We start from the raw sequence: 25,630 nt of genomic DNA, 5'->3' as shown, positions 1-25,630 counted from the left end.
GGCGATGGAGCGCATCCCGATCCTGCGCATGGGCGAGTTCCTGCTCGTCACCATCCAGGTCGACATGCACGACCAGCTCGCGCTGACCCTGCAGGACGACCTCACCAACATGATCAGCAAGACCTCGGCGAAGGGCGTGCTGATCGACATTTCCGCGCTGGATATCGTCGACTCCTTCATCGGCCGCATGATCGGCACCATCTCGGGCCTGTCGAAGATCATGGACGCCGAGACCGTGGTGGTGGGCATGCAGCCCGCGGTCGCCATCACGCTGGTGGAACTGGGCCTCAACCTGCCCGGCGTCATCACGGCGCTGGATGTGGAACGTGGCATGCGCCTGCTGCGCGAACGCGTGCAAGCGCGATGAGCGCGGTCCGCAGCGGCACGCAGGCCGTGCGCGTCGAGCAGGACGTGGTGCTGGCCCGCCAGGCCGCGCGCAAGCTGGCGGTGGAAGCGGGCTTGCGCCTCGTCGACCAGACCAAGCTCGTCACCGCGGCCAGCGAGCTGGCCCGTAACACCGTCATCTACGGGGGAGGTGGCGACATGGACTGGGCGCTGGTGGAAGAGGGCGGGAAGAAAGGGCTGCGGCTCGTCTTCCGCGATAACGGCCCGGGCATCCCCGACGTGAAGCTCGCCATGACCGATGGCTGGACCTCGGGCAATGGCCTCGGCCTTGGGCTCACCGGCGCGCGGCGCCTGGTGGATGAATTCTCGATCGAGAGCGCCCCAGGCGCCGGCACCCGGGTGACCATCTGCAAATGGACGTGATATGCCGGGGTGGCGAGACCGCCGTGGTGCCGGTGGAAGAGCCGAGCCAGGTGGGCCAGGCGCGCCGCGTCGCGACACAGGTGGCCGCGGCCTGCGGCTTCGATGACACCGACACGGGCCGCGTGGCCCTGGTGGCCACCGAGCTCGCCACCAACGTGCTCAAGCACGCCCAGCGCGGCGAGATCCACGTGGCGGCGGTGCCGGGCCGCGGCGCCCGCGGCGTGGAAATCGTCGCCGTCGACCGTGGCCCCGGGTTCAACCTGGCCGATTGCCTGCCCGACGGGTATTCCACGGGCGGCACGCGCGGCGAGGGCCTCGGTGCGGTGCAGCGCCAGGCCCAGGTCATGGACATGTACGCCGACGCGCGCGGGGCCGTGGTGCTGGCGCGCCTGTATGCCCGGGGGCTGGGCGATGCCGACATCCCGTTTGGCGCCACGCAGACGCGCCTCCGCGACGAGCCGGCGTGCGGCGACGGGTGGGGCTTCGCCATCAGCGGCGGCGAAGCCTGCGTGCTGGTTGTCGATGGCCTCGGGCACGGCCCGTCGGCCAACGAAGCCGCCACGGCCTGCATCGATGCGTGGCAGGCCCAGCCGCTCGCCGACCCGGTGGGGCTCATGGCCGTGCTGGACGACGCGATGTCGGGCACGCGCGGCGGCGCCGTGGCGCTGGCGCGCTACGAGGAGGGCCTGCTGCGTTACGCCGGCATCGGCAACATCGCCGGGTCGCTGCAGACCCTGGAGGGCTCGCGTGGCCTGGCGTCGCATCCCGGCATCGTCGGCGTGCAGGCACGCCGGCCGCAGCCGTTCGACTTCCCCGGCAGCGCAGGCAAGCTGCTGCTCATGCATTCGGATGGCCTGCAATCGCGCTGGTCGCTGCGCGATTACCCCGGGCTCGTGAACCGCCACCCGGCCGTGGCCACCGCGGTATTGCACCGTGACTTCAACCGCGGCCGCGACGATGTGACCGTGTTCGCCCTGCGCCTGGAGGCCCGCGCATGACCGATGCCGATACCGCGCGGCTGCAGGAGGAGAACGCCGCCCTGCGCGCCGAGCTGGATGAAACCAACCAGGGCGTGCTGGCCCTGTACGCCGAGCTCGACAACCAGGCCGCGCAGCTGCGCGAGGCCTCGGAGCTCAAGAGCCGCTTCCTCAGCTACATGAGCCACGAGTTCCGCACGCCGCTGGGGTCCATTCTCAGCATCGCGCGCCTGCTCACCGACGAGATGGACGGCCCGCTGACCGACGAGCAGAAAAAGCAGGTGGGCTTCGTCAGCGGCGCGGCCCGCGAACTCAGCGACATGGTGGACGACCTGCTCGACCTGGCCAAGATCGAGGCAGGCCGCATCACCATCTCGCCGGCGTGGTTCGAGCTGATGGACCTGTTCTCCGCGCTGCGCGGCATGTTCCGGCCCATCGTCGACGGCACCGAGGCCACGCTGGTGTTCGAAAGCCCGGTAGGCCTGCCGAAGCTGTATACCGACGACAAGAAGGTCTCGCAGATCCTGCGCAACTTCATTTCCAACGCGCTGAAGTTCACGCCGCGCGGCGAGGTGCGCGTTTCCGCCAGCCTCGTGGAGGGCGACCAGGTATGTTTCACCGTGCGCGACACGGGCATCGGCATCCCCGAAGAACTGCAGCACGTGTTGTTCGAGGATTTCACGCAGGTGGATTCACCCCTGCAGAAACGGGTGCGCGGCACCGGCCTGGGCCTGTCGCTGTGCAAGCAGTTCGCCGGGCTGCTCGGTGGCAGCGTCGGCCTGCACAGCGTGGTGGGCGAGGGGTCGTCGTTCTTCGTGACCCTGCCGCTCGCGCTCCCCGCGGAGGCGAACGATGACCAGGCATGACACGCTGCTGGTGGTGGACGACAACGGGCCCACGCGCTACGCGATCAAGCGCACGCTCGAGCGTGCCGGGTACCACGTGCTGGAAGCCGGCACCGGCACCGAGGGTCTGCAGACCCTGCGCGGGGGCGGCATCGACGGCCTCGTGCTGGACGTGAACCTGCCGGACATGACCGGTTTCGACATCGTGCGCGAACTGCGCGCGGCGCCCGAGACCCAGCTTCTGCCCGTGGTGCATGTGTCCGCGGCATCGATCGACACCAACGACCTCATCGCCGGCCTCGACAACGGCGCGGACGCCTACCTGCCGCACCCGGTCGACCCGGGCATCCTCCTCGCCACCATCCGCACGCTGCTGCGCGTCCGCGACACCGAGCGGGCCTTGCGCGAATCCGAGGCGCGGGTGCGTGAGATCTTCACCACCATCGGCGCCCCCATCGCGGTGGTGGACGCCGACCTGCGCGTGCTGGAAAACAACGATGCCTTCGCCCGCCTGTTCGACGCCCACGTGGAAGGCAAGGGGCTCACGGCGTGGTTCGACGCCGGGCAGGACGAGGCCATCGAGGAAATGCGCCGCGCGCTCAGCGGCACCCTGCGCTGGCGTGGCGTGCTGTGCATGCGTGCGCCAGGCGGCACCCGCGAGACCGAATGGCGCATCACGCCCTACCGCGATGGCGCCGGCATGGTGTTCGTCGAGGACGTGACCGACCAGCGCCGCCGCGAACGGTCGCAGCTGGCCCAGATCGATAGCGCGAACACCCAGCTGGCGGTGGAGATCGCCGTGCGCGAGCGCGCGGAATCGCAGCTGGTGCAGGCGCAGAAGATGGATGCCCTGGGCAAGCTCACGGGCGGCATCGCCCACGACTTCAACAACCTGCTCACCAGCATCATCACGGGCATCGACCTCATCAACCGCCAGGTGGAGGCGGGCAAGCCGGCGGGCGTGCAGCGTTTCGCCGATGCCGCCCTGGGCTCGGCACGCCGCGCCGCCTCGCTGACGCACCGCCTGCTGGCCTTCGCCCGCCAGCAACCACTGGACGCGCGCGCCACCGACATCAACGAACGCGTGCACGCCATGGACGAGATGTTGCGGCGGACGCTGGGCGAGGCCGTGGTGCTGCGGGCCGAGCTGGCCTACGGGCGCATGGTGGCCAGCGTCGATGGCAACCAGCTCGACAACGCCCTGCTCAACCTGGTCATCAACGCGCGCGACGCTATGCCCGCCGGCGGCAGCATCACGCTATCCACCCGGCTGGAAACCGTGGGCGCCGACGGCGAGTTGCGGCCGGGCGCCTACGTGGTGCTCGGCGTGGCCGACACGGGCGAGGGCATACCCGCGGACCTGCTGGAAAAGGTGTTCGAGCCCTTCTTCACCACCAAGCCCATCGGCAAGGGCACCGGCCTGGGCCTGTCCATGATCTACGGCTTCGCCCGGCAATCGGGCGGCCGCGTGCAGATCGCCAGCGAGGTAGGCAAGGGCACGGAAGTCTCGCTGTGGCTGCCGGTGGACGAGGGCGAGATCGAACCGGTGAAGCCGCGCGGCACCCCCGTGGAGGGTGGGCATGGCGAGCACATCCTCATCGTGGAGGATACCGAGACGCTGCGCGAACTGGCCTGCGCCGCCCTCGAATCGGCGGGCTACCACTGCACGGCCACGGGCGATATCGAGGCGGCCCTGCGCCACCTGCGTGGCGATGAAACGCTCGACCTGCTGCTGACCGACGTGGGCATGCCCGACATGGATGGGCGCGAACTGGCAAAGACGGCCCGCGCGTGGCGGCCCGGCCTGCCCGTGCTTTTCATGACCGGCTACGCCGAAAACGCCGAGGAACCGGGCACCTTCCTGGAGCCCGGCGTCGAGCTGCTGCTGAAGCCGTTCGAGGTCGCGACCCTGTACGAGCGCGTACGGGGCATGCTCGGGTAGGCCCCCGGCCGAAATTGCCGATTTCCCAACGCCGCGCAACCACTTATGATGCGCCCACAACGACGACAGGCGTTTGCAGGGGAACGGGATGTCGGAAGGTACCAGGGGCGGCGTGCTCGGCGACCACCGTTTTGTCGCCGAGATGGATGCGCTGCAAAAATTCGGCCGGCTTGAGAAGGATGCGCAGCTCGGCGACGCGCAGGCGCAGTTTCGCGTCGGCGTCATGTACGCCGACGGTGACCACGTCGCCCAGGACCACAACCGTTCCGCCCACTGGCTGCGCCGCGCCGCCGAGCAGGGCCACCTCGATGGCCAGGTGCGCCTGGCCCTGCAGTTCGCCGAGGGCCTGGGTGTGCTGCGCGACCCGGCCGAGGCCGCGGCGTGGTACCGCCGCGCCGCCGAATCCGGCCACGCCGAAGCCCAGTGCGCGCTGGGCACCCTCTACGCACGCGGCCACGGCGTGGCCGCCGACCGCCAGAAAGCCCTGCAGTGGTGGGGCATGGCCGCCGACCAGGGGCATGCCCAGGCCTGCGTCAACCTGGGTGTTTCCCACTACTTCGGCCGGGGCGTACCGCGTGACGCCGAGCTGGCCTTCGCGTTCTACAGCAAGGCCATCGACCGCGGCGACCCGGCCACCCGTGGCTACGCCGACGCCTTGTGCAGCATCGCCCACATGTATGTCGATGGCGTGGGCGTGGCCCGCAACGCCGCCATGGGTGCGCACCATTACCGCCGCGCCGCCGAACTTGGCAACAGCATCGCCCAGTTCACGCTCGGCAAGATGTACCTCGAGGCCAGTGGCCTGGCCGCCGACCGCGAGCAGGCCCGGCATTGGTTCGGCCAGGCGGCCGCGCAGGGCGATAGCGAAGCGAAACAGCGCCTGGCCGAGCTGGACGCTGAAGCGGCGGCGCCCGATGTCACCGCGCGCCAGGCTGCCGCCGGCCCGCAGGATGCCGCCGGCCAGTACCAGTTGGGCATGCGCCTCGCCACCGGCGACGGCGTGGCGCGCAACGACCCCGACGCGGTGCGCTGGCTCGCGCTGGCCGCCGAGAAGGGGCACCCGCAGGCGCAGTACGCGCTGGCCCGGATGATCGACGGCGGCCGCGGCGTACCGCGGAACATCGAGGAGGTGCTGCGCCTGCTGCGCATGGCCGCCGGCCAGGGCCTGCCCGATGCCCAGTACGAGCTCGGCCGCCTGCACGACCAGGGCGACGGTGTGCCCACCAACGCCGCCATCGCCCGCGCGTGGTACCGCAAGGCCGCCTCCCGCGGCCACCTGAAGGCGCTGAAGCGCCTGGAAAAACGCACTTGGTGGAAACTCTGGTAACCCCACCTGTGGAAGCCAGCAAAGTAGCCATTTGTGGGAGCCAGCTTGCTGGCGATGCCCCTGGCCGCCCGCATGATTTTACGAACATGACTTCCGGCGCTATCTAAACCTCCCGCCCCCGGCAGACCATCGCGTGGTCCACCACCAGGGGTTTCCCATGCGTAAGTCTCTCGTCAGCGCGATAGCCCTCGCGCTCGCCGGCGTGTCCTCCCTCGCGGCCGCCGCCGACGCCAAGCTCGCCACCACCCAGCTGCCGCGCACCGTGCGCCCGTCGCACTACGATGTCTCGGTCGTGCCACACGCCGACAAGCTCACTTTCGACGGCAAGGTGGCCATCAGCATCGACGTGCTGGAAGCCACCAACACCATCACGCTCAACGCCATCGACATGACGTTCGCCAACGTCAAGCTCGCCCCCGCGAAGGGCAAGGCGAGCATCGGTGCGCCCAAGGTCTCGGTGGATGCGGAAAACCAGACCGCCACCTTTACCTTCGCCAAGCCGCTCGCCGCGGGCGCCTACCGCCTGTCGATGGATTACACCGGCAAGATCGGTACGCAGGCCAACGGCTTGTTCGCCATCGATTACGACACCAAGGCCGCCGGCAAGAAGCGCGCGCTATACACGCAGTTCGAGAACTCCGACGCCCGCCGCTTCATCCCGTCGTGGGATGAGCCGAACTACAAGGCCACCTTTACCCTCGATGCCACGGTGCCCACCGCCGACATGGCCGTGAGCAACATGCCGGCCGCGTCGAAGAAGGACGTGGGCAACGGCATGGTGAAGTGGACCTTTGGCCAGTCGCCGAAGATGTCCACCTACCTCGTCTTCTTCGGCATGGGCGAGTTCGATCGCATCACCACGAAGAGCGAAGGCGTCGAGATCGGCGTCATCACGCAGAAGGGCCTCACCTCGCAGGCCCAGTTCACGCTGGACTCCGGCTCCGCCGTGCTGAAGGAATACAACGATTACTTCGGCGTGCCGTACCCGCTACCGAAGCTCGACAACATCGCCAGCCCGGGCCAGAGCCAGTTCTTCTCGGCCATGGAGAACTGGGGCGCCATCTACACCTTCGAGTACGCGCTGCTGCTCGACCCGAGCATCTCCACCCAGGGCGACAAGGAAGAGGTGTTCAACACCGCCGCGCATGAGATGGCGCACCAGTGGTTCGGCGACCTGGTCACCATGCAGTGGTGGGACGACCTGTGGCTCAACGAAGGCTTTGCCTCGTGGCTCGCCTCGCGCACCACCGAACGCCTGCACCCGGAATGGCACACCAACCTCGAGGCCGTGGGCTCGCGCGAAGGCGCGATGGGCCGCGACGGCGTGGTCACCACCCACCCGGTGGTGCAGCACGTGGAAACGGTGGAACAGGCCAGCCAGGCCTTCGACGCCATCACCTATGCGAAGGGCGAATCGGTCATCCGCATGCTCGAGGCCTACGTGGGCCCCGATGCATGGCGCAAGGGCGTGCAGGCGTACATCAAGGCCCACGCTTACGGCAACACCGTTTCCGACGACCTGTGGAAGGAGATCGACGCGGCGGCCGGCAAGCCGGTGACCCAGATCGCGCACGACTTCACCCTGCAGCCGGGTATCCCGCAGGTGAAGGTGGAATCGGTGTCGTGCGCCGGGGGCTCCACCACGCTGACGCTGTCGCAGGGTGAGTTCACCCGCGACCGCCCGGACAAGAAGCCGCTGGCGTGGCACGTGCCGGTCATCGCGAAGACGCTGGGCGGCGCCACCGCCAGCACGCTGCTCGATGGCAAGGGCACGCTCACCGTCGCCGGCTGCGGCCCCGTCATCGTCAACGCCGGCCAGACCGGTTACTACCGCACGCTGTACGCGCCGGCGCAGTTCAAGCAGTTGCAGGGCGCGTTCACGAAGCTCGAGCCGATCGACCAGCTTGGCGTCATGAGCGATACGTGGGCGCAGGGCATGGTCGGCCAGCAGCCGACCTCCGATGTCCTCGACCTCATCAAGGCCACGCCGCTCGACGCCTCGCCGCAGCTGTGGGAAGAAGTGGCCGGCAACCTCGCCACGCTCGACACCTACTACCAGGGTGACGCGAAGCGCCAGGCGGTGTTCCGCAAGTACGCCATCGCACGCCTCTCGCCCAAGCTCGACCAGGTGGGCTGGGAAGCGAAGAAGGGCGAGGAAGCGCCCGTGGCCATCCTGCGCTCGTCGCTGATCGGCACGCTGGGCTTCCTGGGCGATGCCAAGGTGGTCGCCGAGGCGCGCAGCCGCTTCGAGAAAAACAGCATGCCGCCGGAGCTGCGCAAGACGATCCTCGCGGTGGTCGCCACCAATGCCGACGCGGCCACGTGGGATAAGCTGCACGAACAGGCCAAGGCGGAGAAGACCCCGCTGGTGAAGGATCGCCTGTACGGCATGCTCTCGGCCCCGCGCGACGACGCGCTGGCGCAGCGCGCGCTCGACCTCGCCCTCACCGACGAGCCGGGTGCCACCAACAGCGCCTCGCTCATCCGTGGCGTTTCGCGCCTGCACCCGGAAATGGCGTTCGATTTCGCCGTGGCCCACAAGGCGCAGATGGACAAGTTCATCGACAGCACCTCGACGGCGCGCTACTACCCCGCCATCGCCGGCATGTCGATGGACAAGGCGACGATCGACAAGGTCAAGGCATTCGCGGCGAAGTACATCGCCGAAGGCTCGCGCCGCGACGCCGAGACCACCGTCACCACCATCCAGTACCGCATGATGGTCCGCGACCAGCGCCTGCCGGCGGTGGACGCCTGGCTGAAAAAGAACGGCTAAAAGACGGCGCTTGATCGTGTGGGAGCGCGCTTGCGCGCGATGGGGTTTGCGGTACCCTCCATCGCGCGCCAGCGCGCTCCCACAGTTGTTTTCTCATCCCAAGCCGCCATGAACCTCCGCCACCTCGCCATCCTCGCCGCTGCCCTTGCCAGCCTTCCGGCCCTGGCCAGGGAAGCCCCCACCCGCGGCTATACCGTCGTCCACCGCTACCCGCACGACCCGAAGGCCTTCACCGAAGGCCTCTTCTACGACGGCGGCTACCTCTACGAAAGCACGGGTGAATACGACGGCGCGGGCGTGCGCAAGGTCACGCTGGCGACGGGCGAGATCGTCCAGCAGCGCGACGTCCCCCAGGGCTTCTTCGGCGAAGGCATCATCTTCGCGGGCCCCTACCTGCTCCAGCTCACCTGGCAGCAGGGCGTGGGCTTCCTCTACGACCGCACCAGCTTCGAGCTCAAGGGCACCATTCGCTACAGCGGCGAAGGCTGGGCGCTCACGCGCGACGCCACCCACCTCTACATGAGCGACGGCACGCCCACCATCCGCGTGCTCGACCCCGATACCTTCCGGCAGACCGGCAGCATCACCGTCACCGACAACGGCGTGCCCGTGCAGCAGGTGAACGAACTCGAATGGGTGAAGGGCGTCATCTACGCCAACGTGTGGCAAACCCCGCGCATCGCGCGCATCGACCCGAAGACCGGCCACGTCATCGACTGGATCGACCTCACGCCCCTGGTGAAGCAACAAGGCAAGGCCGCCGATCCGGATGCCGTACTCAACGGCATCGCATACGACGAAAAAAACGACCGCCTCTTCGTCACCGGCAAACGCTGGCCGAACCTCTACGAAATCAAAGTAACCCGATAACGCCACCCCCGTGTAGGAGCCCACGCCGTGGGCGACAGCGCTTCGCGAGGAGCTGTCGCCCACGGGTGTGGGCTCCTACATTAGTGGTGCTCGCAGGCCGCCTGCAGCGCATCGCGGAAGCAGCCGGGTGCCGTGAGGCGCGCGGCCAGCGTGCCCTTGAACGCATCGCCATGCCCGCATGTGGGCAGGCGGTAGACATCGGCGTGGTCGTCGTGGCGGTCGGCGCCGTGGGAGACGAGGCAGCTCTTGTCGAGTGACACCACCACCGTGCCGGCGCACAGGCGGCGGGCGAGGGCGTTGATCGTGGTGTCGTCCATGCCGGTGACGGCCTGGGCGGTGATGTCGATGTTGAGGAAGCGGCCGGTGGCCTGGGCGAACTCGTGCAGGCCGAGCAGCAGCACGTCGGTGCTGGCGAACTCGCGTACCGACAGGCGCGGCGGCAGGGGGCCCGGGTCGAGTATGCGCAGCAGGCGTTTCGCGCCAGCGAATTCCAGCGCGGCATTCACCGTATCCACGTTCGCTTCCGCGGATGCGAGCAGCACCGAGGCCGAATCGAACAGATCGCCCTGCGCCGCGACGAACGCGGCCGACAGGTGGTCGTTGGCGCCGGAGGACAGCACGGCGAGCGACTGCCCGCGCGCGTCTTCGAACAACCCGCTGCGCCCCGTGCGCACGCCCTGGACCACCTGCCAGCGCGCATCCACGAGGGGCGGCAGGCCGGACGGGTCGATGACGTCGTCGCCGATGGCGGCGATGAGCCCGGTGCCGACGCCGGCATGCGCCCCGGCTACGGCCTGGTGGAAAGCCTTGCCGCCGGGGCGCCGGTCGAACGATTCGGCGTGGGCGGGCTCGCCCGGGCGCGGCAGGCGCGGCACGTGCCAGCGCTCTTCCTCGCTATACCCGCCGACCACCAGCAGGCGGATGCCGGCCATGGATCAGAAGCGCTCGAGCACGCCGGCGATGGTGGCCGTCATGAAGGTGGCGATGGAGCCGCCCAGCACGGCGCGCAGGCCCAGGCGGGCCAGGTCGGCGCGGCGGTTCGGGGCCAGGCCGCCGATGCCGCCGATCTGGATGGCGATGGACGAGAAGTTGGCGAAGCCGCACAGCGCGTAGGTGGCGATGAGCCGGCTTTCCGGCATCAGGTCGGGCAGGTGCTTGGCGAGGTCGGCGTAGGCGACGAACTCGTTGATGACGACTTTCTCGCCGATGAAGCTGCCGACCATGGTGGCGTCGTGCCAGGGCACGCCGATGAGCCACGCCACGGGCGCGAGCACCCAGCCGAAGATGGTTTCGAGGCTGAACGCGACCGGGTGGCCGGCGTTGGCCGAGAGCCACGCATTGATGCTGTGCTCGCCACCGATGGTGCCGACCCACTGCACCGGGCCGTTGATGAGCGCGATAAGGGCGATGAAGGCCAGCAGCATGGCGCCGACGTTCAGGGCCAGCTTCAGGCCATCGCCGGCGCCGGTGGCGGCCGCGTCGATGACGTTGGCGGTGGTCTTCTCCACATCGATCTTGACGGTGCCGCGGGTGAGCGGCTCCTGCGTTTCAGGCACGAGGATCTTGGCCAGCACCATCGTGGCCGGCGCGGCCATGACCGATGCGGTGAGCAGGTGCTTGGCGTAGAACATGCGCGACGCCGGGTCGTCGCCGCCGAGCATGGCCACGTAGGCGGCCATGACCGAGCCGGCGATGTGCGCCATGCCGCCGATCATGACGGTCATGAGTTCGGCCTGGGTCATCCGCTCGATGTAGGGCTTGATGGTGAGCGGGGCCTCGGTCTGGCCGATGAACACGCTGGCGCAGACGCTGGTGGTTTCCGCGCCGGAGACGCGCATCACCTTGGTGATGACCCACGCCATGCCCTTCACGATCTGCTGCATCACGCCCAGGTGGTACAGCACGCCGGTGAGTGCGGCGAAGAAAATGATGGTGGGCAGCACCTTGACGGCGAAGATGACGCCGAACTTGCTGGTGTCGAGCAGGCTGCCGAAGATGAAGCGCGAGCCCACTTCGACGTAATCGAGCAGGCGCACGAAGCCGGTGGCGATGGCGTCGAACACGTCGCGGCCCAGCGGCACCTTCAGCACCACGGCCGCGAACGCGATCTGCAGGGCGATGCCCGTGGCGACCAGCTTCCAGTCGACGGAGCGCTTGTTGTTGGAGAAGCAGAACGCGATGCCCACGAGCACCGCCAAACCGAACAGGCCAAACAGAACGTGGCCCAGCAGACCCAGCATCGTGACGTACCCCTTCAAAAGCCCGGGGGTAGCCCCGTGACCGCATAGAAAACGGGAGGTTACGGGACGGGGGGCAGGCGGGGCAAGGCGCGGTGCGAAAAAAGCGTGAAAGCGGAGACCGTATACTCCCCCCCATGTCCCACATCTTCCTCACCCTCGCCATCGTCCAGCTCGTGGCGCTCATCACCCCCGGCCCGGATTTCTTCTTCGTCAGCCAGCTGGCGGCCAGCCGTTCGCGGCGCGAGGCCATCGCCGGGGTCGTCGGCATCGCCCTGGGCGTGGCCGTGTGGGCCGCCCTGGCCCTGCTGGGCCTGCAGCTGCTGTTGCACCGCCTGGCGTGGCTGGGCCAGGGCATCGCCATCGCGGGCGGCGCCTACCTGTGCTGGATGGGTATCCAGATGCTGCGGGCTGCCTGGAAGGCGAAGCCCGACGCAGCGGTGCCCACGGTGGATGTCCGCGATTCCAGCCCCGGCCGGGCCCTGCTGCGTGGCCTGCTGACCAACCTGGCCAACCCCAAGGCCGCCATCTACTTCGCCTCCATCTTCTCGGCGTTCGTCGGGGAGGGCGTGACGACCGGCGCCCGCTGGGGCCTGTGGGCCATGGTCACGATGGAGACGGCCCTGTGGTTCGGCGTCGTGGCGGCCATCTTCGCCCTGCCGGCCATGCGCCGCGGCTATGTGCGGGCCAGCCGGTGGATCGATGGCGGTGCCGGCGTCATCTTCGTGGCCTTCGGCCTGCACCTGATCCTGGACCGCCGGGCCCTTTAATCGCGATCGAGGTTGCGGCTCACCTGGGCCAGGCTCTCGGCCAGCAGCACCATCTGCGGGGCGCCCAGCCCCTCCAGCGCCGCGCGCGCCACGTCGGCCAGCAGCGCGCGCACCCGCCCCGCCATGCGTTTGCCTGCCGGGGTCAGGCCGATGTCGACGAGGCGCCGGTCGGCTTCGTTGCGGGTGCGCTTCATCAGCCCGCGCTCGATGCCGGCATCGACGGCGTGCGTGACCGTGCTGGCGTTGACGCCGCAGGCGGCCGCCAGTTCGGTGGAGATCATGCTGCCGTGGGTGGCCAGCAACAACAGCATGTCGCCCTGCAGGGCGGTGATGCCGAACTCGCGCTGGGCGCGGCGGCCGACGGCATCGCGCAGGCGCGAGCCGGCCAGCATAAGGTCGCGGCCGAGGTGGAGCGTGGCGGCTGCGGGGTCCGGACTCATGGGGGGAGGGAGCCTTGCTGATGGTATGCCGCTCATCATACGCAACCCCGCCACGGGTGAAATTGACGGAACCGGCCCTTTTTACTCGGATGCGCGACGCCACGCCCCCGGCGGCATGCCCACCAGGCGGGTGAAGACCCGGGTGAAGTGGCTCTGCTCGGCGAACCCGCAGGCAAGGGCGATATCCGCCAGCGCGAGGTCGGTGTCGCGCAATAACTCGCGGGCGCGGGTGATGCGGCGATCCAGCAGCCAGCGGTGGGGTGGCTTGCCCATGCTGCGGCGGAAGGCGCGCGAGAAGTGGTTCACCGAGAGCCCGCACGCGTCGGCCACGTCGGCGACGGGGAAACTCTGGTCCAGGCGCTGTTCCATGTAGGCGATGGCGCGGCGCTGCTGCCACTGCGCGAGGCCACCGCGGACGGCGCCCGGCTCATCGCGCGGGGGCGCCGGCACGAGCGTGCGCAGGGCCATGGCCACGTGGGCCAGCAGCGGGGTGTTCGGCTCCTCGGCATCCAGCGAATCGAACAGCACCTGGGCCAGGCTGCGCACGGCGGGCGGGTGGACGATGTCGGCGGCGCCCGGCGCGCGGCGGAACAGGATGGCGCCCGCCCCGGGGTCATGGGCGCCGATGGTGCGGTAGACCAGCAGCAGGTCGTCGCCCGCGCCATCCCCGGGCCCGAGGATCACCTCGGTGAGGAGCGAGCGGTCGCGCAGCGCCTGCACATGCGCGCCCTCGGCCGGGCGGTCGAGGGTGGCGGAACGCTGCGCGAGGTCGACCACGAGCGTGGGCGTGCGCGGGAAGCTGACGGGGCAGGCGATCTCGGCGCGGTACATGGCCGACCCTCACGGTATCGGGTGGGGGTTGAAGCATTGCGCACGCAAGGACCACCGCCTACCCCCGAAAGGGTTAGTCGACCTCTTTCCGGCGCAGGATGTAACCCAGCCCGCCCTCGCGGAACCAGCGGTAGCCGTAGGGCTCGAGCAGGATGCGGTGGTGCCCGCGTTCGTCGGGCTGGCTGTGGTCGGCGGAGAGGACATTGGTAAGCGGCGCCGCCAGGGCGAAGGCCACCTCCACGGGCGCGTCGCCCAGGTTGTGCAGGAACACCACGGCGTTGCCACGCCACGTGTAGCGCACCATCAGCACCGCGTTATCGTCCAGTGGCAACACCTCGAAGTCGCCCCAGGGTATCTCGAGGATCTCCTTGCGCATGCGCACCACGCGCTCCATCCAGTTGAGGAGGGAATCGGGGTCGCGGCGCTGGGCGGCCACGTTGACATGCGGGTAGCCGAACGGGCCTTCCTTGATCACCGGTGCCGCGCTGCGCTTCGCGTCGGTGAACCCCGCCAGCGGCTCGGTGGACCATTGCATGGGCGTGCGCGCGCATTCGCGCTCGGGCAGCGACAGGTCGTCGCCCATGCCGATCTCGTCGCCGTAGCGCAGCACCGGCGTTCCGGGCAGCGTCAGCATGAGGCTGTAGGCAAGCTCGAGCCGCCGGCGGTCGTTGCGCAGCATGGGCGCCAGCCGCCGGCGGATGCCACGGTCGTACAGCTGCATGTCCTTGTCGGGCCCGAATGCGGCGAACACGCGTTCGCGCTGGCGCGCGGTGAGCCGGCCCAGGTCGAGTTCATCATGGTTGCGCAGGAACAAGGCCCATTGCCCGGTCGCCGGGCGCGGCTTGGTTTTTTCCAGCGCACCGGCCAACGGGCGCACGTCGCCCGCGGCCAGTGCGTAGAACAGGGTCTGGTTCACCTGGAAGTTGAACATCATCTGCAGGCGGTCGCCGTCCTCGCCGAAGTATTCGAGATCATCCTTCGGCAGCACGTTGGCCTCCGCCAGGATGATCGCGTCGCCCTGCCGCCACTGCAGCAGCTCGCGGAACGAGCGCAACATGTCGAACTGCTCCTTCGGCTTGCGTACGTCGGCACCCTTCGTCGCGATGACGAAGGGCACGGCATCCATGCGGAACCCGGAGACACCCAGCTGCGTCCAGAAGCCCATGATCTTCAGGATCTCGGCCTGGACATAAGGGTTCGAGGTATCCAGGTCGGGCTGGAAATCGTAGAAGCGGTGGAAGTACCAGGCCTTCGCGCGCTTCTCGTAGGTCCACGTGCTTTTCTGCACGCCGGGGAACACCATGCCCTCGTCCGCGTTCGCGGGTTTCGTCTTCGACCAGACGTACCAGCCGCGGTACTTCGATGACGGATCGCGACAGGCTTCACGGAACCAGGGGTGCTGGTCGGAGGTATGGTTGACCACCAGGTCGATCAGCACGCGCATGCCGCGCTGGCGCGCCGCGTGGGTGAACTCCACGAAGTCGCCAAGCGTGCCGAAGCGTGGGTCGACGTTGTAATAGTCGGCGATGTCGTAGCCGCCGTCGCGGCCCGGCGAGGTCTGGAACGGCATGAGCCACACGGCCGTGACGCCCAGCCCCTGCAGGTAATCGAGGCGCCGGCCCAGGCCCTGGAAATCGCCGACGCCATCACCGTTCGAGTCCTGGAACGTGGCGACGGAAAGGCAGTAGATGACCGCGTTCTTGTACCAGAGGTCGTTGATCATGGGGGCGTGAAGAGTCAAGGGTTAAGAGTCAAGCGTGACGGGTGGAGGGTGACGCGGCAGTCGTGGCGCGGCGTCCACCCGCTTCACTACTCGCTCTTCACTCTTAACTACTTACTCATCACCCTTCACTTCTCCGAAGGAGATCCGCGTGACCGAACGCGTATGGTGGCGGGACGGCGTCGTATACCAGGTCTATCCCCGTTCGTTTGCCGACGCCAATGGCGATGGCATCGGCGATCTCGAGGGCATTCGCGGCAAATTGCCGTACCTGGCGGGGCTGGGCGTGGATGCGGTGTGGATCTCGCCGGTGTTCCCATCGCCCATGGCCGATTTCGGCTACGACGTCAGCGATTACCGTGGCATCGACCCCCTGTTTGGCGACATCGACGCCATGGATGCCTTGCTGGCCGATGCGCACGCCCTCGGCCTGCGGGTGATCCTGGATTTCGTGCCGAACCACAGTTCGGACGAACACCCCTGGTTCCGCGAAAGCCGCCGTTCGCGCGATAGCGCGTTCCGCGACTGGTACATCTGGCGCGATCCGGCGCCCGGCGGCGGCCCGCCGAACAACTGGCTGTCGAACTTCGGCGGCAGCGCGTGGGCGTTCGACGAAGCCACGGGGCAGTACTACCTGCACCTGTTCCTCGACAGGCAGCCCGACCTCAACTGGCGCAACCCCGTGGTGCGCGAGGCCATGTATGACGCCATGCGGTTCTGGCTGCGCCGTGGGGTCGATGGCTTCCGCGTGGACGTGATCTACCACGTGCTGAAGGACGCGGCGTTCCGCGACAACCCGCCGAACCCGGCGTACCGCGAGGGCGTGGACGCCACCGCGAACCGCTTCCTGCCCACGCATATCGCCGACCTGCCCGAGACCCAGGGCATCGTCGCGGCCATGCGCGCCGTGGTCGATGAGTTCCCCGAGCGCGTGCTGATCGGCGAGTTGTACCTGCCGCTGGAACGCATCGTCGCCTACTACGGCGAGGACCTGAAAGGCGCGAACCTGCCGTTCAATTTCCTGCTGATCGGCGCACCGTGGGATGCGTCGTTCATCGGCGGCCTGATCGAGCGTTACGAGGCGGCGCTGCCGAAGGGCGGCTGGCCGAACTGGGTGCTGGGCAACCACGACAAGCCGCGGCTTGCCACGCGCGTGGGTGATGCGCAGGCGCGCGTGGCCGCGGTGTTGCTGCTGACCCTGCGCGGCACGCCCACGATGTATTACGGCGACGAGATCGGGATGCGCGATATCGCCATCCCCGCCGCCGATGTGCGCGACCCGTTCGAGCGCAACGAGCCGGGCAAGGGGCTGGGGCGCGATCCCCAGCGCACGCCCATGCGCTGGTTCCCGCGCGAAGGCGCTGGCTTCACCCGGGGTATCCCATGGCTGCCCATCGGCGGCGACGTGGCGGCCATCAACGTGGAGAGCCAGGAAGGCGACCCCGGCTCGTTGCTATGGCTTTACCGCCAGTTGCTCGTGCTGCGCCGCGCGCACCCGGCGCTGAGCCATGGCGCCGTCCAGGTGCTGGGCTGCAGCCATGCGGTGCTGGTCTATGCGCGCACCGAGGGCGACGAGCGCTTCATCGTGGCGCTGAACTTCACCCATGCGGCAGCCGAGCCGCCGGTGCCGCTGGTGGGCGAGGTGGTGCTGTCGACGCACGGCGCCGGTGCCCGTGGCCCGCTCGAGGGCGACGAGGCGCGGATCGTCAGAGCACCAGCCGCAGGATAGCGACAAGCACGATCAGCACGGCCACGCCTGCCACGATGTGCTTCGTGTACGCGCCACCGGACATGCCACCGTCGTAGCTTGCATCGTCGAAATCGCGCGACGCATCGCGCGGGTGGCGGGTGAAGGGCAGGCGGAAGCGGCGGGTTCGGGGCATGGGCTCAGGCGGGCGTGATGCGCGATGTGTTCTTCAGTTCTTCGAGGATTTCGGGGCTGCGCACGTCGATGTGGTCGAGGTTATCGATGTAGAAGCGCACGAACGGCTTCTCGGCATCCTTCGGCATCCACGGCTTCGCCCAGGCGAACACCACGCAGTATCCCTCGTGCTCCGCGATGAGCTTGTCGAGGCGGGCACGCAGCAGCTTGCGCACGGGGTAGGCGTCCACATCCTTCGCCGTGAGCGTGATGGTGGGCTTCAGCAGCTCGTCGCCATGCCGGAACGGCCGCGTGAATCGCAGGTAGTAGCCCCCGTCCTTCGTGGCGCGCAGCGAGGCGGTGCCCCACCACACCGCCCGGGTCTGCAGGTGGTCGGCCACTTTCTGCCGGTAGACGTTGCGAAACAGCGCTTCGTACGTGGTGGTCTCGCCACCGATGGTGACCGGCGCCTCGGCCAGGTCCTTGTCGCGCCGATGCTCGAGGAACTTCTGCACCAGCGACGAGAGCCGGTAGTAGTGGCTGGGCCGCGGCCGCGTGGCGTGCGTGCCGCCACCGGCGGGCGTCGCACGCCGTGCCGGCGCCGCCGCCGGGGCGCGGAAATGCCCCGCGGGGCGTTCGGCCTCGAACACGTCGGCACCCCTGGCGGGTTTTGCCTCGCCACGGCCGTGCACCACCTCGCAGGTGGGGGCGTGGTCGTCCAGGCGGTGGGAGCGGAAATAGGGCCGGATGAGCAGCGTCTGCTCGGGCTTCGTCAGGCAGGCGCAGGTGAGGGGCGCGCTGCAGCCGGTACCGGCGCAGGTGAAACGGGGGGCGTCGCCGAGCAGCTCCGCCCAGTAGAGCTCGTAGGCGCGCTCGGCGCTGAGGGGGTCTTCCGTGCCGGTGAGGCGGGCTTCGTCGATCGACATGCCCGCAGGGTATCGCGAACCGGGATCGCCGATACGTGGTTAGAACGCCCCGAAGCCGTGGGAGGGTTCGAGGCCGAGGTCGAGGCGGACGCCGCGCAGGAAATCGAGCACGTCGAGGTAGCGCCCCATCGCCACCAGCGATTCCGCGGTGTGGCGCCCCAGCGTGGCGATGGGCTCGTCGCGGTACCACGCGATGCGCGTGGCTTCGTCGGGTTCGATGCGCGAGGCCTCGCGCAGCACGTGCCAGGCGTGTGCCTTCGTGGGCACCGGCGTGGCGGAACGGATATCGACAACGGGGGCGTATGACATGTGTTTAACCTCGACCCACACAAGACATCGACGGCAAGGTGCCCAATTTCCCTGTCCCCATCCTTTCTGCCCGGACCATGGGCAGTGTAGGCGCCCGGCGCGCGCGGGCGCTTGTACCGGAAGGCATGGCCCGGGCGCGTGCGCTCAGGCTTCCTGCCACTGGGCACGGCGCCAGTGGCTGGGGCTCTGGCCCACCAGGCGGCGGAAGAGGTTGCACAGGTGGGCCTGGTCGGAGAGGCCGCAGGCCAGGGCGATCTGGCTGAGCGGCTCGCGGGTCTGCAGCATCAGGTGCTGGGCGCGTTCCACGCGCTTGCGCATGATGTAGGCGTGCGGCGGCTCGCCGAAGGTATCCTTGAACGCCCGGCAGAAATAACTGCTGCTTAGGCCGGCCAGGGTGGCGAGGTGGTCGATGGTGATGGCGAAGCCCAGGTTATCGTCCACGTGCGCGGCCACCCGGCGGGCTTGCCACGGGGCCAGCCCGGCGCCAACCCGGCGGCGGGCGCCGGCATCGGCGGCCACGGGCGCCTCGGCTTTCTCGAGCAGGGCGGCCACCCGGGCCACGCAGGCGCGGGTGGTGGCAAGATCGGTTTCGACGGCTACCAGGGCCTGTTCGAGCAGGCGCGCCACGGTGGGTTCGTCGGCGGTGGCCGACGGGGCCTGGGGCGCCGGCGCGGCGCAGGCAAGGGTGTCAGGGTGCATGGTCGGGCTCCGCAGGGGCAGGGGCATGGGCACGGGGCCCATGGTGGGAGCCTATGCGCGCTGGCGGGGTCGGCAGAATTCTACGTTGGGCTCTGGGGGCCCATACCTAAGGATGATTTGGACCTTCGCCCCCTTTCTTGTAACGGTCATGCCGTAACGGTCAAAAACCATCACCGGCGTGCAAGACACCCAAGGGCGTTTTCTCCACGATTTCGGCCGAATCCGTATAAGACCACCGCGACGAGCCACCGGATGCCCCGACCTGCCGCCCCCGCGCCCGACCCCGCCCGCACCCTCGCCGGGCCGCGCCGGGCTGCCTCGGGCTGGCGCGTGGCGCTGGCCACGCTGCTGGCTTTGGGCGTGTTCGTCGTCGATACCTTCACCGCCCTGCAGGGCGCCGTGGCCGTGGTCTACCTCGTGGTGGTGTTGCTGGTCGCCGCGGGTGCCCAGCGCGGCGCCATCATCGCGGCCGCCGCGGGGTGTTGCGCCCTCACCGTGGCCTCGTATGCGCACGGCCATGGCTGGCCCGCGCCCGACGCGGCCCTGCTGCGCTGCCTGGTCAGCCTCGCAGCCATCATCGTCACGGGTGTACTCGCGCTGCGTGGCAGTGCGCGCATGGCCACCATCATCCGCCAGGCCAGCCTCATCGACCTCACGCACGATTCGATCTACGTGCGCGATACCGACGATGTCATCGTGGAATGGAACGGTGGCGCGGAAGCGCTGTATGGCTATACGGCGCGCGAGGCGATCGGCCGCCGCGCCAGCGAGCTGCTGGCCACGGCGTTCGCCGGCAACCGCGCCGAGATGGATGCGCACGTGTTCAACGAGGGCCGCTGGGAGGGCGAGCTGATCCAGCAGCACCGCGACGGGCGCATCGTGCTGGTCGAGGCGCGTTGCGCCTTGCTGCGCGATGGCGCGGGCCGCGCGCAGCTCATCCTCGAGGCGGGCACCGACATCACCGCGCGGCGCGCCGCCGACGCGGCGCTGGGGGAAAGCGAGCGCCGCTACCGCGCCATTTTCGAAAGCGCGCGGTTCTCGTTCTGGGAGGAGGATTACACCCTGGTGGTGGGGCGCATCGCGCAGCTACGCGAGCAGGGCGTGGTGGATCTTGCCGCGTACCTCGACAAACACCCGGCGTTCGTCCGCGATGCCTGCGCGCTCACGCGGGTGACCGACGTGAACGCGGCCACGGTACGCCTGCTGGGCGCGCACAGCCGCGACGACTTGCTGGGCCCACTCGACCGCTTCCTGCCCGGGAGTGACCGTACGTTCGCCCAGGTGCTGCTCACGGTGTTTGACGGCACCGGTGCGGCGGAGGGCGAAACCCACCTCATGAACCTGAAGGGCGAACGGGTGGACGTGCTGTTCGCCGTCAGCATGCCGCTGGGCCCCACGCGCTACGACCGCGTGCTGGTCAGTGTCGTCGACATCACCGCCCGCAAGCGCGCCGAGCACGCGCTCATCGCGGTGCAAAGCGAACTGGCCCAGGCGGCGCGCGTCACCGCCCTCGGCGAGATGAGCGCCACCATCGCGCACGAGGTGAACCAGCCGCTGGCCGCCATCGTCACCCACGGCGAAGCCGCGTTGCGCTGGCTGCGCCGCGACGCGCCGGACCTGGCCGAGGCCTGCGAGGGCATCGAGCGCGTGGTGCGCGATGCGCGCCGGGCCAGCGACGTGGTGAACCGCGTGCGCTCGCTGGCGAGCAAGGAACCGCGCCAGCACGCCGCCTTCTGCCTGCGCAGCCTGGCCGGGGAATGCGCGCGCCTGCTCGACGGCGAACTGGCCCGGCACCGCATCACGCTCACCATCGACATGGAGCACGAGACGCCCACGCCGCACGGCGACCGCGTGCAGCTGCAACAGGTGGTGGTGAACCTGATGGCCAACGCCATCCGGGCCATGGGCAGCGTGCCCGGCGCGCGCGAGCTGACCCTGCGTGCGCAGGCCAGCGACCCCGGCACGCTCCTCGTCGAGGTGGAGGACACCGGCACGGGCATCCCGGACGATATCGCCGCCCACCTTTTCGACGCCTTCGTGACTAGCCGCGGCGGTGGCATGGGCATGGGGCTTGCCATCTGCCGTTCGACCGTGGAATCTCACGGTGGGCGCCTGTGGGCGACCAATCGCCCCGGCGGGGGGGCTACCTTCCATTTCACGCTGCCGCTCGCGGTGGCCGAGGAGGCCCGCGCATGACCCAGCCGATGCCTGCCGTGGCCCTGGTGCCCGTCGTCTGCGTCGTCGACGACGACCAGGCGGTGCGCGAGGCGCTGGCATCGTTGTTCCGCTCCGTGGGCCTGGCGGTGGCCACCTTCGGCAGCGCCGCCGATTTCCTTGCCCGCGAGAACGCCGCCGCGCCCGGTTGCCTGGTGCTCGACGTGCGCCTGCCGGGTGTCAGCGGCCTCGATTTCCAATCGCAGCTGGCGGCCATGGAGAACAGCCTGCCCATCGTGTTCATGACCGGGCACGGCGATATCCCCATGTCCGTGCGCGCCATGAAAGCGGGCGCGCTGGATTTCCTCGCCAAGCCGTTCCGCGACCAGGACATGCTCGACGCGGTGGCCGCGGCGATCGAGCGCGACGCCGCCAGCCGCCGCGAGACGCATGCGCTGTCGGCCGTGCGCACGGCCTACGCGTCGCTCACGCCACGCGAGCGCGAAGTGATGCGCCATGTCACCGCCGGCCTGATGAACAAGCAGGTGGGCGCGTTGCTGGGTTTGTCCGAAATCACGGTGAAAATCCACCGTGGCAACGTCATGCGCAAGATGGGCGTGCGCTCGCTGGCCGACCTGGTGCGCCACGCGGAAGCATTGGGCGACCACACCTCCGTATGATTCCCATCGCGGGCCCGGCGGCGCACTGTAGGCCCGCGCAGCAGTAGCGCGTGACGAGGATCGCAGTTTGGCCGCGAACAGGATTGTGGCGATCGTGGACGACGACGACGCGGTGCGCGTGGCCACCGCGAGCCTGGTCCGGTCGCTGGGGCACGAGGCGCGGGGCTTTGCCTCCGCCGAGGATTTCCTCCGCCCCGGCGGCGATGAAGGGGTCGATTGCCTGGTCTCCGACGTGCACATGCCTGGCATGGATGGCACCGACCTGCAGCGGCGCCTGCTGGCCCGCGGCCGCACCTACCCCATGGTGTTCGTTTCCGGCTACCCCGACGATGCGATCCGCCAGACGGTGATGGCGGCGGGCGCGTTCTGCTACCTCGGCAAGCCCTTCGCCGGCAGTGCGCTTGCCACCTGTCTCGAAAAGGCGCTGGCCGCGCGCTGACACGATCTTGTTTCATGGCTCTCTGATACGCTCGGGCCCCATGATCCTGACCCTGTTCCTCGTCCTGCTCCTCGTCGCCGCGATTCTGGGCTGGCGCCGTCGACGCCGCGCGGCATCCACGCTGGTGGTGTTTGCCGTGGCGTGGCTGTTCTTCGCTGGCTGCGGTCCGCTCACCGCCTTCCTGCTCGGCAACCTGCAATCGGGGTTCGCGCCCGATGTGGCTGGCTGGGGGCAGAAGAACGCCATCATCCTGCTGGGTGCCGGCACGGTGCGCACGGGCGCCGGTGGCGTCGAGCCCAGCCTTTATGCCGATGGCCGCATCCTGCGCACGGCGGAGCTTTACCGTGCGTGCAAGGCCACGGGCGCCGATTGCAAGGTGGAGGTGAGCGGTGGCGACGCCATGCGCACCGGCCTGGCCGAAGCCGATACCTACGCCATCACGCTCGGCCGGCTGGGCGTGCCGCGCGGCGACATGATGCTCGAGGCGCGCAGCATGAACACGTTCCAGAACGCGCAGAACAGCCAGCCGCTGCTGAAGGCCTATGGCGCGGACAAGGTGGTGCTGGTGTCGTCGGCCATCCACCTGAAGCGGGCGGTGCTCTACTTCGCCCATTTCGGCATCCGCGCCGAGCCCGTCCGCGGCGATTACGTCGCCGCCCGCTACGACTGGCTGCCGGGTACGGAAAACCTCTTCTTCGCCGACTTCGCCCTGCACGAATACGTGGGCGTGTGGCGTTACCACGTGTACAACGCGCTGGGCTGGAACGTGCCCCGGGTTCCTGAAGAAAACGTGACCACGCAGACACATAGCTAACATTTGGCCCTTTATGCTGGCGCACCGTCCAGCCACGGACCGAACCCAAGGAGATGCCCGTGAAGTTCCGCTACGTTTTCGCCGCGCTGCTGGCCACCGCTACCCTCGCCCCGTCGGCGTTCGCGCAGCAGGCCGCGCCCCAGGCGGCGCCTGCGCCGGCCGTCAACCCCGCGTCGCAGATTCCTGCGTCCGACCGCGCGGCCATCCAGAACTACAACCTCACCGACGACGTGTTCAACCGCCTCGTGGCGGTGTCGCAGGATGCGAAGAAGCAGGGCATCAAGCCGAAGGATGCCGAAACCGATTTCTCGAAGATCCATTCGCTCGACGACCTGGCCAAGACCGTCACCGACTCCGACCCGCGCATCGGGCCGCTGATCCAGAAGCACGGCTTCACCCCGCGTGATTTCATGCTGGCCAACCTCGCCGTCACCAACGCGGCCATCGCGTCGGAAGCGAAGAACAACCCGCAGATGGCGCAGTACGTCGACCAGTCGAAGGTCAACCAGAAGAACGTGGCCTTCTACGAATCGCACAAGGGCCAGATCAACGCCCTGATGGCACAGGACGACGCTGCCAAATAAACGCGGCCCCTGCAGGAGCCCACTCCGTGGGCGACAGCTCTTCGCGAAAAGCTTTCGCCCACAGGGTGGGCTCCTACAGAGACAGCAAAGGCCCCGGCGTTAGCCGGGGCCTTTTCATTAACCACCGCTACTGTCAGTGCGAACCGTGCAGCGAATGCTTCAGGTCGCGCATCTGGTCGTGGCCGGTCTTCACCGACACGTACGATTCGTTGATGAGCGAGCGCGTGCCGGCGGTGACGTCGCTGTCCTTCATGGCGTCTTCGTACTTCGCCTTGATGTGGTCTTCGCCGCGTTCCACTTCGTCGACGATGGCGACGTCATCCTTCGAGCCGATCTTCGCGCGCAGTTCGACGAACATGCGGTGCGCCTTGGCGAGCACCGTGCCGTCGTCCTCAGGGTTACCGCCCAGCGAACGCACCTGCTGCTGCAGGCGCTGCGCCACCTGGCGGCGCTCGGCGGCGCGCAGCTGGAAGGCCGCGGCATAACGGGTGTTATGCGCGTCCTTCGCGGCCTCACCGTAGCCCTCGGCGCTGTCGATCGTGGTTTCGATCAGGTTGTTGAGCACCTTGATGTCGTGTTCGGTCGTTGCAGTCATGGGCGTGGCTCCTTGGGGGTGGGCGGCCAGCATCGCGTCCGGCACCGGGTGCGCCGCGTGAACATCGCGTGGCCCTCGCCACCACGCACGGCCCGCGTTCATACGCGCAGCAGGCATACTCGGCCATCACGCCTCACGCCACCAAGGAACCTGCCATGGCATCGAACCGCCGCGCCCTCGTCACCGGCGCCTCTGCCGGCATCGGCGAGGCCTTCGCCCGCGAACTGGCCCGCCGCGGCTTCGACGTGGTGCTCACCGCGCGCCGCACCGACCGCCTCGAAGCGCTCGCGGCCGAGCTGCGCGAGCGCCATGCCATCGAGGCCATCGTGGCGCCGCTCGACCTTGCCCGTACCGACGCCGCCGAAGCCCTCGTCGCGGCGCTGGGCGACCAGGGCCTGCACATCGACGTGCTCATCAACAACGCGGGCTATGGCCTTACCGGTTACCTCGACGAGCAGCCGTGGGAGGCACACGCGGCCTTCATCCAGGTGATGATGGCCGCACCGACCGAACTGGCCTGGCGCCTCTTGCCGGGCATGAAGGCACGCGGCTACGGCCGCATCGTCAACGTCGCCTCGCTGGCGGGCCTCGTGCCGGGGTCCGCGGGCCACACGCTGTACGGCGCCTCCAAAGCCTACCTCATCCGGTTCTCGCAGTCGCTGGCGCTCGAGGCGGCCGGCACCGGTGTGCATGTGACCGCGCTGTGCCCGGGTTTCACCTACTCCGAGTTCCACGATGTCAACGGGGCGCGCCCCCTCGTCTCGAAGATGCCTGGCTACATGTGGATGGACGCCGCCACGGTGGCCCGCGAGGGGCTGGATGCCGTGGAAGCCGGTAAGCCCGTGTACGTCAACGGCCGGATGAACCGCTTCATCAAGTGGCTGTTCAAGGTGCTGCCCGATGGGCTGGCGCTGAAGATGACCGAGCGGCAGGGCCGGCGCTTCCGGGTGCGGCGCGAGCGGGGCGGGCAGGGCTGACCATGACCTATGGCATACGCCCGGGGCGGTGACGGGGGCTAGCCTCGTCCGGTTCGCGGCGCCCTCCGCGCCGACACGTTCCGCCAAGG

General features: G+C 68.8%; 26 protein-coding genes. 16 read left to right on the top strand and 10 right to left on the bottom strand.

Translation table 11 applies throughout. From position 1 onward, the window contains the following. Positions 1 to 4 precede the first annotated feature (4 nt). From VI08_RS03235 to VI08_RS03200, 8 genes are all read left to right on the top strand, one after another. Complete coding sequence (locus VI08_RS03235; protein ID WP_045828087.1) at positions 5 to 367, top strand: STAS domain-containing protein; 363 nt, start codon at positions 5 to 7, stop codon at positions 365 to 367. Continuing rightward, positions 364 to 768 carry an anti-sigma regulatory factor gene (locus tag VI08_RS03230; protein ID WP_045828086.1) on the top strand — a complete coding sequence of 135 codons (405 nt, stop codon included), beginning with the start codon at positions 364 to 366 and terminating at the stop codon, positions 766 to 768. Before VI08_RS03235 ends, VI08_RS03230 begins: the two co-directional genes overlap by 4 nt. Beyond that, entirely contained in the window at positions 759 to 1,766 is a 1,008-nt protein-coding gene (locus VI08_RS03225; RefSeq protein ID WP_045828085.1) for an ATP-binding protein, read from the top strand. Before VI08_RS03230 ends, VI08_RS03225 begins: the two co-directional genes overlap by 10 nt. Further along, positions 1,763 to 2,611, top strand: coding sequence for a sensor histidine kinase (locus VI08_RS03220; protein WP_045828084.1), 849 nt, complete (start codon positions 1,763 to 1,765; stop codon positions 2,609 to 2,611). Before VI08_RS03225 ends, VI08_RS03220 begins: the two co-directional genes overlap by 4 nt. Next, entirely contained in the window at positions 2,598 to 4,532 is a 1,935-nt protein-coding gene (locus tag VI08_RS03215; RefSeq protein ID WP_045828083.1) for a response regulator, read from the top strand. The genes VI08_RS03220 and VI08_RS03215 overlap by 14 nt, the downstream gene beginning before the upstream one ends. An 88-nt stretch (positions 4,533 to 4,620) precedes the next feature. Continuing rightward, positions 4,621 to 5,859, top strand: coding sequence for a tetratricopeptide repeat protein (locus VI08_RS03210; protein WP_052697663.1), 1,239 nt, complete (start codon positions 4,621 to 4,623; stop codon positions 5,857 to 5,859). 157 nt (positions 5,860 to 6,016) lie between these two features. Then, the gene (locus tag VI08_RS03205; protein WP_045828082.1) at positions 6,017 to 8,635 is read left to right on the top strand and encodes a M1 family metallopeptidase; all 2,619 of its coding nucleotides are present in this window, start codon (positions 6,017 to 6,019) and stop codon (positions 8,633 to 8,635) included. Between the two features lie 108 nt (positions 8,636 to 8,743). After that, positions 8,744 to 9,505, top strand: coding sequence for a glutaminyl-peptide cyclotransferase (locus tag VI08_RS03200; RefSeq protein WP_045828081.1), 762 nt, complete (start codon positions 8,744 to 8,746; stop codon positions 9,503 to 9,505). An 80-nt stretch (positions 9,506 to 9,585) separates the two neighbouring features. On the opposite strand, the gene VI08_RS03195 is transcribed toward VI08_RS03200, so the two are convergent. Together VI08_RS03195 and VI08_RS03190 are read right to left on the bottom strand one after the other, a co-directional pair. After that, on the bottom strand, positions 9,586 to 10,437 hold the full coding sequence (locus tag VI08_RS03195; protein WP_045828080.1) for a PfkB family carbohydrate kinase: 852 nt from the start codon (positions 10,435 to 10,437) through the stop codon (positions 9,586 to 9,588). 3 nt (positions 10,438 to 10,440) lie between these two features. Beyond that, positions 10,441 to 11,745, bottom strand: coding sequence for a NupC/NupG family nucleoside CNT transporter (locus tag VI08_RS03190; protein ID WP_045828079.1), 1,305 nt, complete (start codon positions 11,743 to 11,745; stop codon positions 10,441 to 10,443). Between the two features lie 134 nt (positions 11,746 to 11,879). Between VI08_RS03190 and rhtC the strand changes: the two genes are divergently transcribed. Beyond that, positions 11,880 to 12,512 (top strand): threonine export protein RhtC, encoded by a 633-nt coding sequence (gene rhtC, locus VI08_RS03185; RefSeq protein ID WP_045828078.1) that lies wholly within the window; start codon positions 11,880 to 11,882, stop codon positions 12,510 to 12,512. On the opposite strand, the gene VI08_RS20705 is transcribed toward rhtC, so the two are convergent. The 3 genes from VI08_RS20705 to VI08_RS03170 all read right to left on the bottom strand — a co-directional run bounded on the left by VI08_RS20705 (position 12,509) and on the right by VI08_RS03170 (position 15,506). Then, positions 12,509 to 12,952, bottom strand: a complete 444-nt coding sequence (locus VI08_RS20705; RefSeq protein WP_052697662.1) for a MarR family winged helix-turn-helix transcriptional regulator — start codon at positions 12,950 to 12,952, stop codon at positions 12,509 to 12,511. The genes rhtC and VI08_RS20705 overlap by 4 nt on opposite strands. 81 nt (positions 12,953 to 13,033) lie before the next feature. Continuing rightward, positions 13,034 to 13,783, bottom strand: coding sequence for a helix-turn-helix transcriptional regulator (locus VI08_RS20700; protein ID WP_052697661.1), 750 nt, complete (start codon positions 13,781 to 13,783; stop codon positions 13,034 to 13,036). Between the two features lie 73 nt (positions 13,784 to 13,856). After that, positions 13,857 to 15,506, bottom strand: coding sequence for an alpha-amylase family protein (locus VI08_RS03170; protein WP_045828077.1), 1,650 nt, complete (start codon positions 15,504 to 15,506; stop codon positions 13,857 to 13,859). A gap of 148 nt (positions 15,507 to 15,654) precedes the next feature. On the opposite strand from VI08_RS03170, the gene VI08_RS03165 reads away from it, so the two are divergent. Continuing rightward, positions 15,655 to 17,232, top strand: coding sequence for an alpha-amylase family glycosyl hydrolase (locus VI08_RS03165; protein ID WP_045828076.1), 1,578 nt, complete (start codon positions 15,655 to 15,657; stop codon positions 17,230 to 17,232). Here VI08_RS03165 and VI08_RS21610 read toward each other — a convergent pair. The 4 genes from VI08_RS21610 to VI08_RS03150 all read right to left on the bottom strand — a co-directional run bounded on the left by VI08_RS21610 (position 17,210) and on the right by VI08_RS03150 (position 19,298). After that, positions 17,210 to 17,386: a hypothetical protein gene (locus VI08_RS21610; protein ID WP_157006284.1), complete on the bottom strand. Its 177-nt coding sequence runs from the start codon at positions 17,384 to 17,386 to the stop codon at positions 17,210 to 17,212. The two genes, VI08_RS03165 and VI08_RS21610, sit on opposite strands and share 23 nt — an antisense overlap. 4 nt (positions 17,387 to 17,390) lie before the next feature. After that, complete coding sequence (locus tag VI08_RS03160; protein ID WP_045828075.1) at positions 17,391 to 18,290, bottom strand: hypothetical protein; 900 nt, start codon at positions 18,288 to 18,290, stop codon at positions 17,391 to 17,393. Between the two features lie 39 nt (positions 18,291 to 18,329). Continuing rightward, positions 18,330 to 18,599 (bottom strand): hypothetical protein, encoded by a 270-nt coding sequence (locus tag VI08_RS03155; RefSeq protein WP_052697660.1) that lies wholly within the window; start codon positions 18,597 to 18,599, stop codon positions 18,330 to 18,332. A gap of 144 nt (positions 18,600 to 18,743) precedes the next feature. Further along, positions 18,744 to 19,298: a helix-turn-helix domain-containing protein gene (locus VI08_RS03150; protein WP_045828152.1), complete on the bottom strand. Its 555-nt coding sequence runs from the start codon at positions 19,296 to 19,298 to the stop codon at positions 18,744 to 18,746. A gap of 252 nt (positions 19,299 to 19,550) precedes the next feature. On the opposite strand from VI08_RS03150, the gene VI08_RS03145 reads away from it, so the two are divergent. From VI08_RS03145 to VI08_RS03125, 5 genes are all read left to right on the top strand, one after another. Further along, positions 19,551 to 21,494 (top strand): PAS domain-containing sensor histidine kinase, encoded by a 1,944-nt coding sequence (locus VI08_RS03145; RefSeq protein WP_045828074.1) that lies wholly within the window; start codon positions 19,551 to 19,553, stop codon positions 21,492 to 21,494. Then, the gene (locus VI08_RS03140) at positions 21,491 to 22,132 is read left to right on the top strand and encodes a response regulator transcription factor (protein ID WP_045828073.1); all 642 of its coding nucleotides are present in this window, start codon (positions 21,491 to 21,493) and stop codon (positions 22,130 to 22,132) included. The genes VI08_RS03145 and VI08_RS03140 overlap by 4 nt, the downstream gene beginning before the upstream one ends. Positions 22,133 to 22,226: 94 nt before the next feature. After that, the gene (locus VI08_RS03135) at positions 22,227 to 22,571 is read left to right on the top strand and encodes a response regulator transcription factor (RefSeq protein WP_198148828.1); all 345 of its coding nucleotides are present in this window, start codon (positions 22,227 to 22,229) and stop codon (positions 22,569 to 22,571) included. A gap of 40 nt (positions 22,572 to 22,611) precedes the next feature. Further along, positions 22,612 to 23,385, top strand: coding sequence for a YdcF family protein (locus tag VI08_RS03130; RefSeq protein ID WP_045828071.1), 774 nt, complete (start codon positions 22,612 to 22,614; stop codon positions 23,383 to 23,385). A gap of 59 nt (positions 23,386 to 23,444) precedes the next feature. Continuing rightward, entirely contained in the window at positions 23,445 to 23,969 is a 525-nt protein-coding gene (locus VI08_RS03125) for a hypothetical protein (RefSeq protein WP_157006280.1), read from the top strand. A gap of 133 nt (positions 23,970 to 24,102) precedes the next feature. Here the strand turns inward: VI08_RS03125 and VI08_RS03120 are convergent, their stop codons facing one another. Then, positions 24,103 to 24,564: a PA2169 family four-helix-bundle protein gene (locus VI08_RS03120; RefSeq protein WP_045828069.1), complete on the bottom strand. Its 462-nt coding sequence runs from the start codon at positions 24,562 to 24,564 to the stop codon at positions 24,103 to 24,105. Positions 24,565 to 24,719: 155 nt separating this feature from the next. Here VI08_RS03120 and VI08_RS03115 point away from each other — a divergent pair, with 155 nt between their 5' ends. Continuing rightward, positions 24,720 to 25,541, top strand: coding sequence for an SDR family NAD(P)-dependent oxidoreductase (locus VI08_RS03115; RefSeq protein ID WP_045828151.1), 822 nt, complete (start codon positions 24,720 to 24,722; stop codon positions 25,539 to 25,541). Positions 25,542 to 25,630: the final 89 nt, after the last annotated feature.

The sequence above is a fragment of the Luteibacter yeojuensis genome, from assembly GCF_000964085.1.
In the GTDB taxonomy this organism is placed as follows: domain Bacteria; phylum Pseudomonadota; class Gammaproteobacteria; order Xanthomonadales; family Rhodanobacteraceae; genus Luteibacter; species Luteibacter yeojuensis_A.
This window is presented reverse-complemented; position numbering and strand designations above follow the sequence as displayed.

Bases quoted from the DNA above. Each gene is read 5' to 3' on its own strand.
- VI08_RS03235 (WP_045828087.1), top strand. From the start codon at position 5: ATGGAGCGCATCCCGATCCTGCGCATGGGCGAGTTCCTGCTCGTCACC.
- VI08_RS03230 (WP_045828086.1), top strand. From the start codon at position 364: ATGAGCGCGGTCCGCAGCGGCACGCAGGCCGTGCGCGTCGAGCAGGAC.
- VI08_RS03225 (WP_045828085.1), top strand. From the start codon at position 759: ATGGACGTGATATGCCGGGGTGGCGAGACCGCCGTGGTGCCGGTGGAA.
- VI08_RS03220 (WP_045828084.1), top strand. From the start codon at position 1,763: ATGACCGATGCCGATACCGCGCGGCTGCAGGAGGAGAACGCCGCCCTG.
- VI08_RS03215 (WP_045828083.1), top strand. From the start codon at position 2,598: ATGACCAGGCATGACACGCTGCTGGTGGTGGACGACAACGGGCCCACG.
- VI08_RS03210 (WP_052697663.1), top strand. From the start codon at position 4,621: ATGTCGGAAGGTACCAGGGGCGGCGTGCTCGGCGACCACCGTTTTGTC.
- VI08_RS03205 (WP_045828082.1), top strand. From the start codon at position 6,017: ATGCGTAAGTCTCTCGTCAGCGCGATAGCCCTCGCGCTCGCCGGCGTG.
- VI08_RS03200 (WP_045828081.1), top strand. From the start codon at position 8,744: ATGAACCTCCGCCACCTCGCCATCCTCGCCGCTGCCCTTGCCAGCCTT.
- VI08_RS03195 (WP_045828080.1), bottom strand. From the start codon at position 10,437: ATGGCCGGCATCCGCCTGCTGGTGGTCGGCGGGTATAGCGAGGAAGAG.
- VI08_RS03190 (WP_045828079.1), bottom strand. From the start codon at position 11,745: ATGCTGGGTCTGCTGGGCCACGTTCTGTTTGGCCTGTTCGGTTTGGCG.
- rhtC (WP_045828078.1), top strand. From the start codon at position 11,880: ATGTCCCACATCTTCCTCACCCTCGCCATCGTCCAGCTCGTGGCGCTC.
- VI08_RS20705 (WP_052697662.1), bottom strand. From the start codon at position 12,952: ATGAGTCCGGACCCCGCAGCCGCCACGCTCCACCTCGGCCGCGACCTT.
- VI08_RS20700 (WP_052697661.1), bottom strand. From the start codon at position 13,783: ATGTACCGCGCCGAGATCGCCTGCCCCGTCAGCTTCCCGCGCACGCCC.
- VI08_RS03170 (WP_045828077.1), bottom strand. From the start codon at position 15,506: ATGATCAACGACCTCTGGTACAAGAACGCGGTCATCTACTGCCTTTCC.
- VI08_RS21610 (WP_157006284.1), bottom strand. From the start codon at position 17,386: ATGCCCCGAACCCGCCGCTTCCGCCTGCCCTTCACCCGCCACCCGCGC.
- VI08_RS03160 (WP_045828075.1), bottom strand. From the start codon at position 18,290: ATGTCGATCGACGAAGCCCGCCTCACCGGCACGGAAGACCCCCTCAGC.
- VI08_RS03155 (WP_052697660.1), bottom strand. From the start codon at position 18,599: ATGTCATACGCCCCCGTTGTCGATATCCGTTCCGCCACGCCGGTGCCC.
- VI08_RS03150 (WP_045828152.1), bottom strand. From the start codon at position 19,298: ATGCACCCTGACACCCTTGCCTGCGCCGCGCCGGCGCCCCAGGCCCCG.
- VI08_RS03145 (WP_045828074.1), top strand. From the start codon at position 19,551: ATGCCCCGACCTGCCGCCCCCGCGCCCGACCCCGCCCGCACCCTCGCC.
- VI08_RS03140 (WP_045828073.1), top strand. From the start codon at position 21,491: ATGACCCAGCCGATGCCTGCCGTGGCCCTGGTGCCCGTCGTCTGCGTC.
- VI08_RS03130 (WP_045828071.1), top strand. From the start codon at position 22,612: ATGATCCTGACCCTGTTCCTCGTCCTGCTCCTCGTCGCCGCGATTCTG.
- VI08_RS03120 (WP_045828069.1), bottom strand. From the start codon at position 24,564: ATGACTGCAACGACCGAACACGACATCAAGGTGCTCAACAACCTGATC.
- VI08_RS03115 (WP_045828151.1), top strand. From the start codon at position 24,720: ATGGCATCGAACCGCCGCGCCCTCGTCACCGGCGCCTCTGCCGGCATC.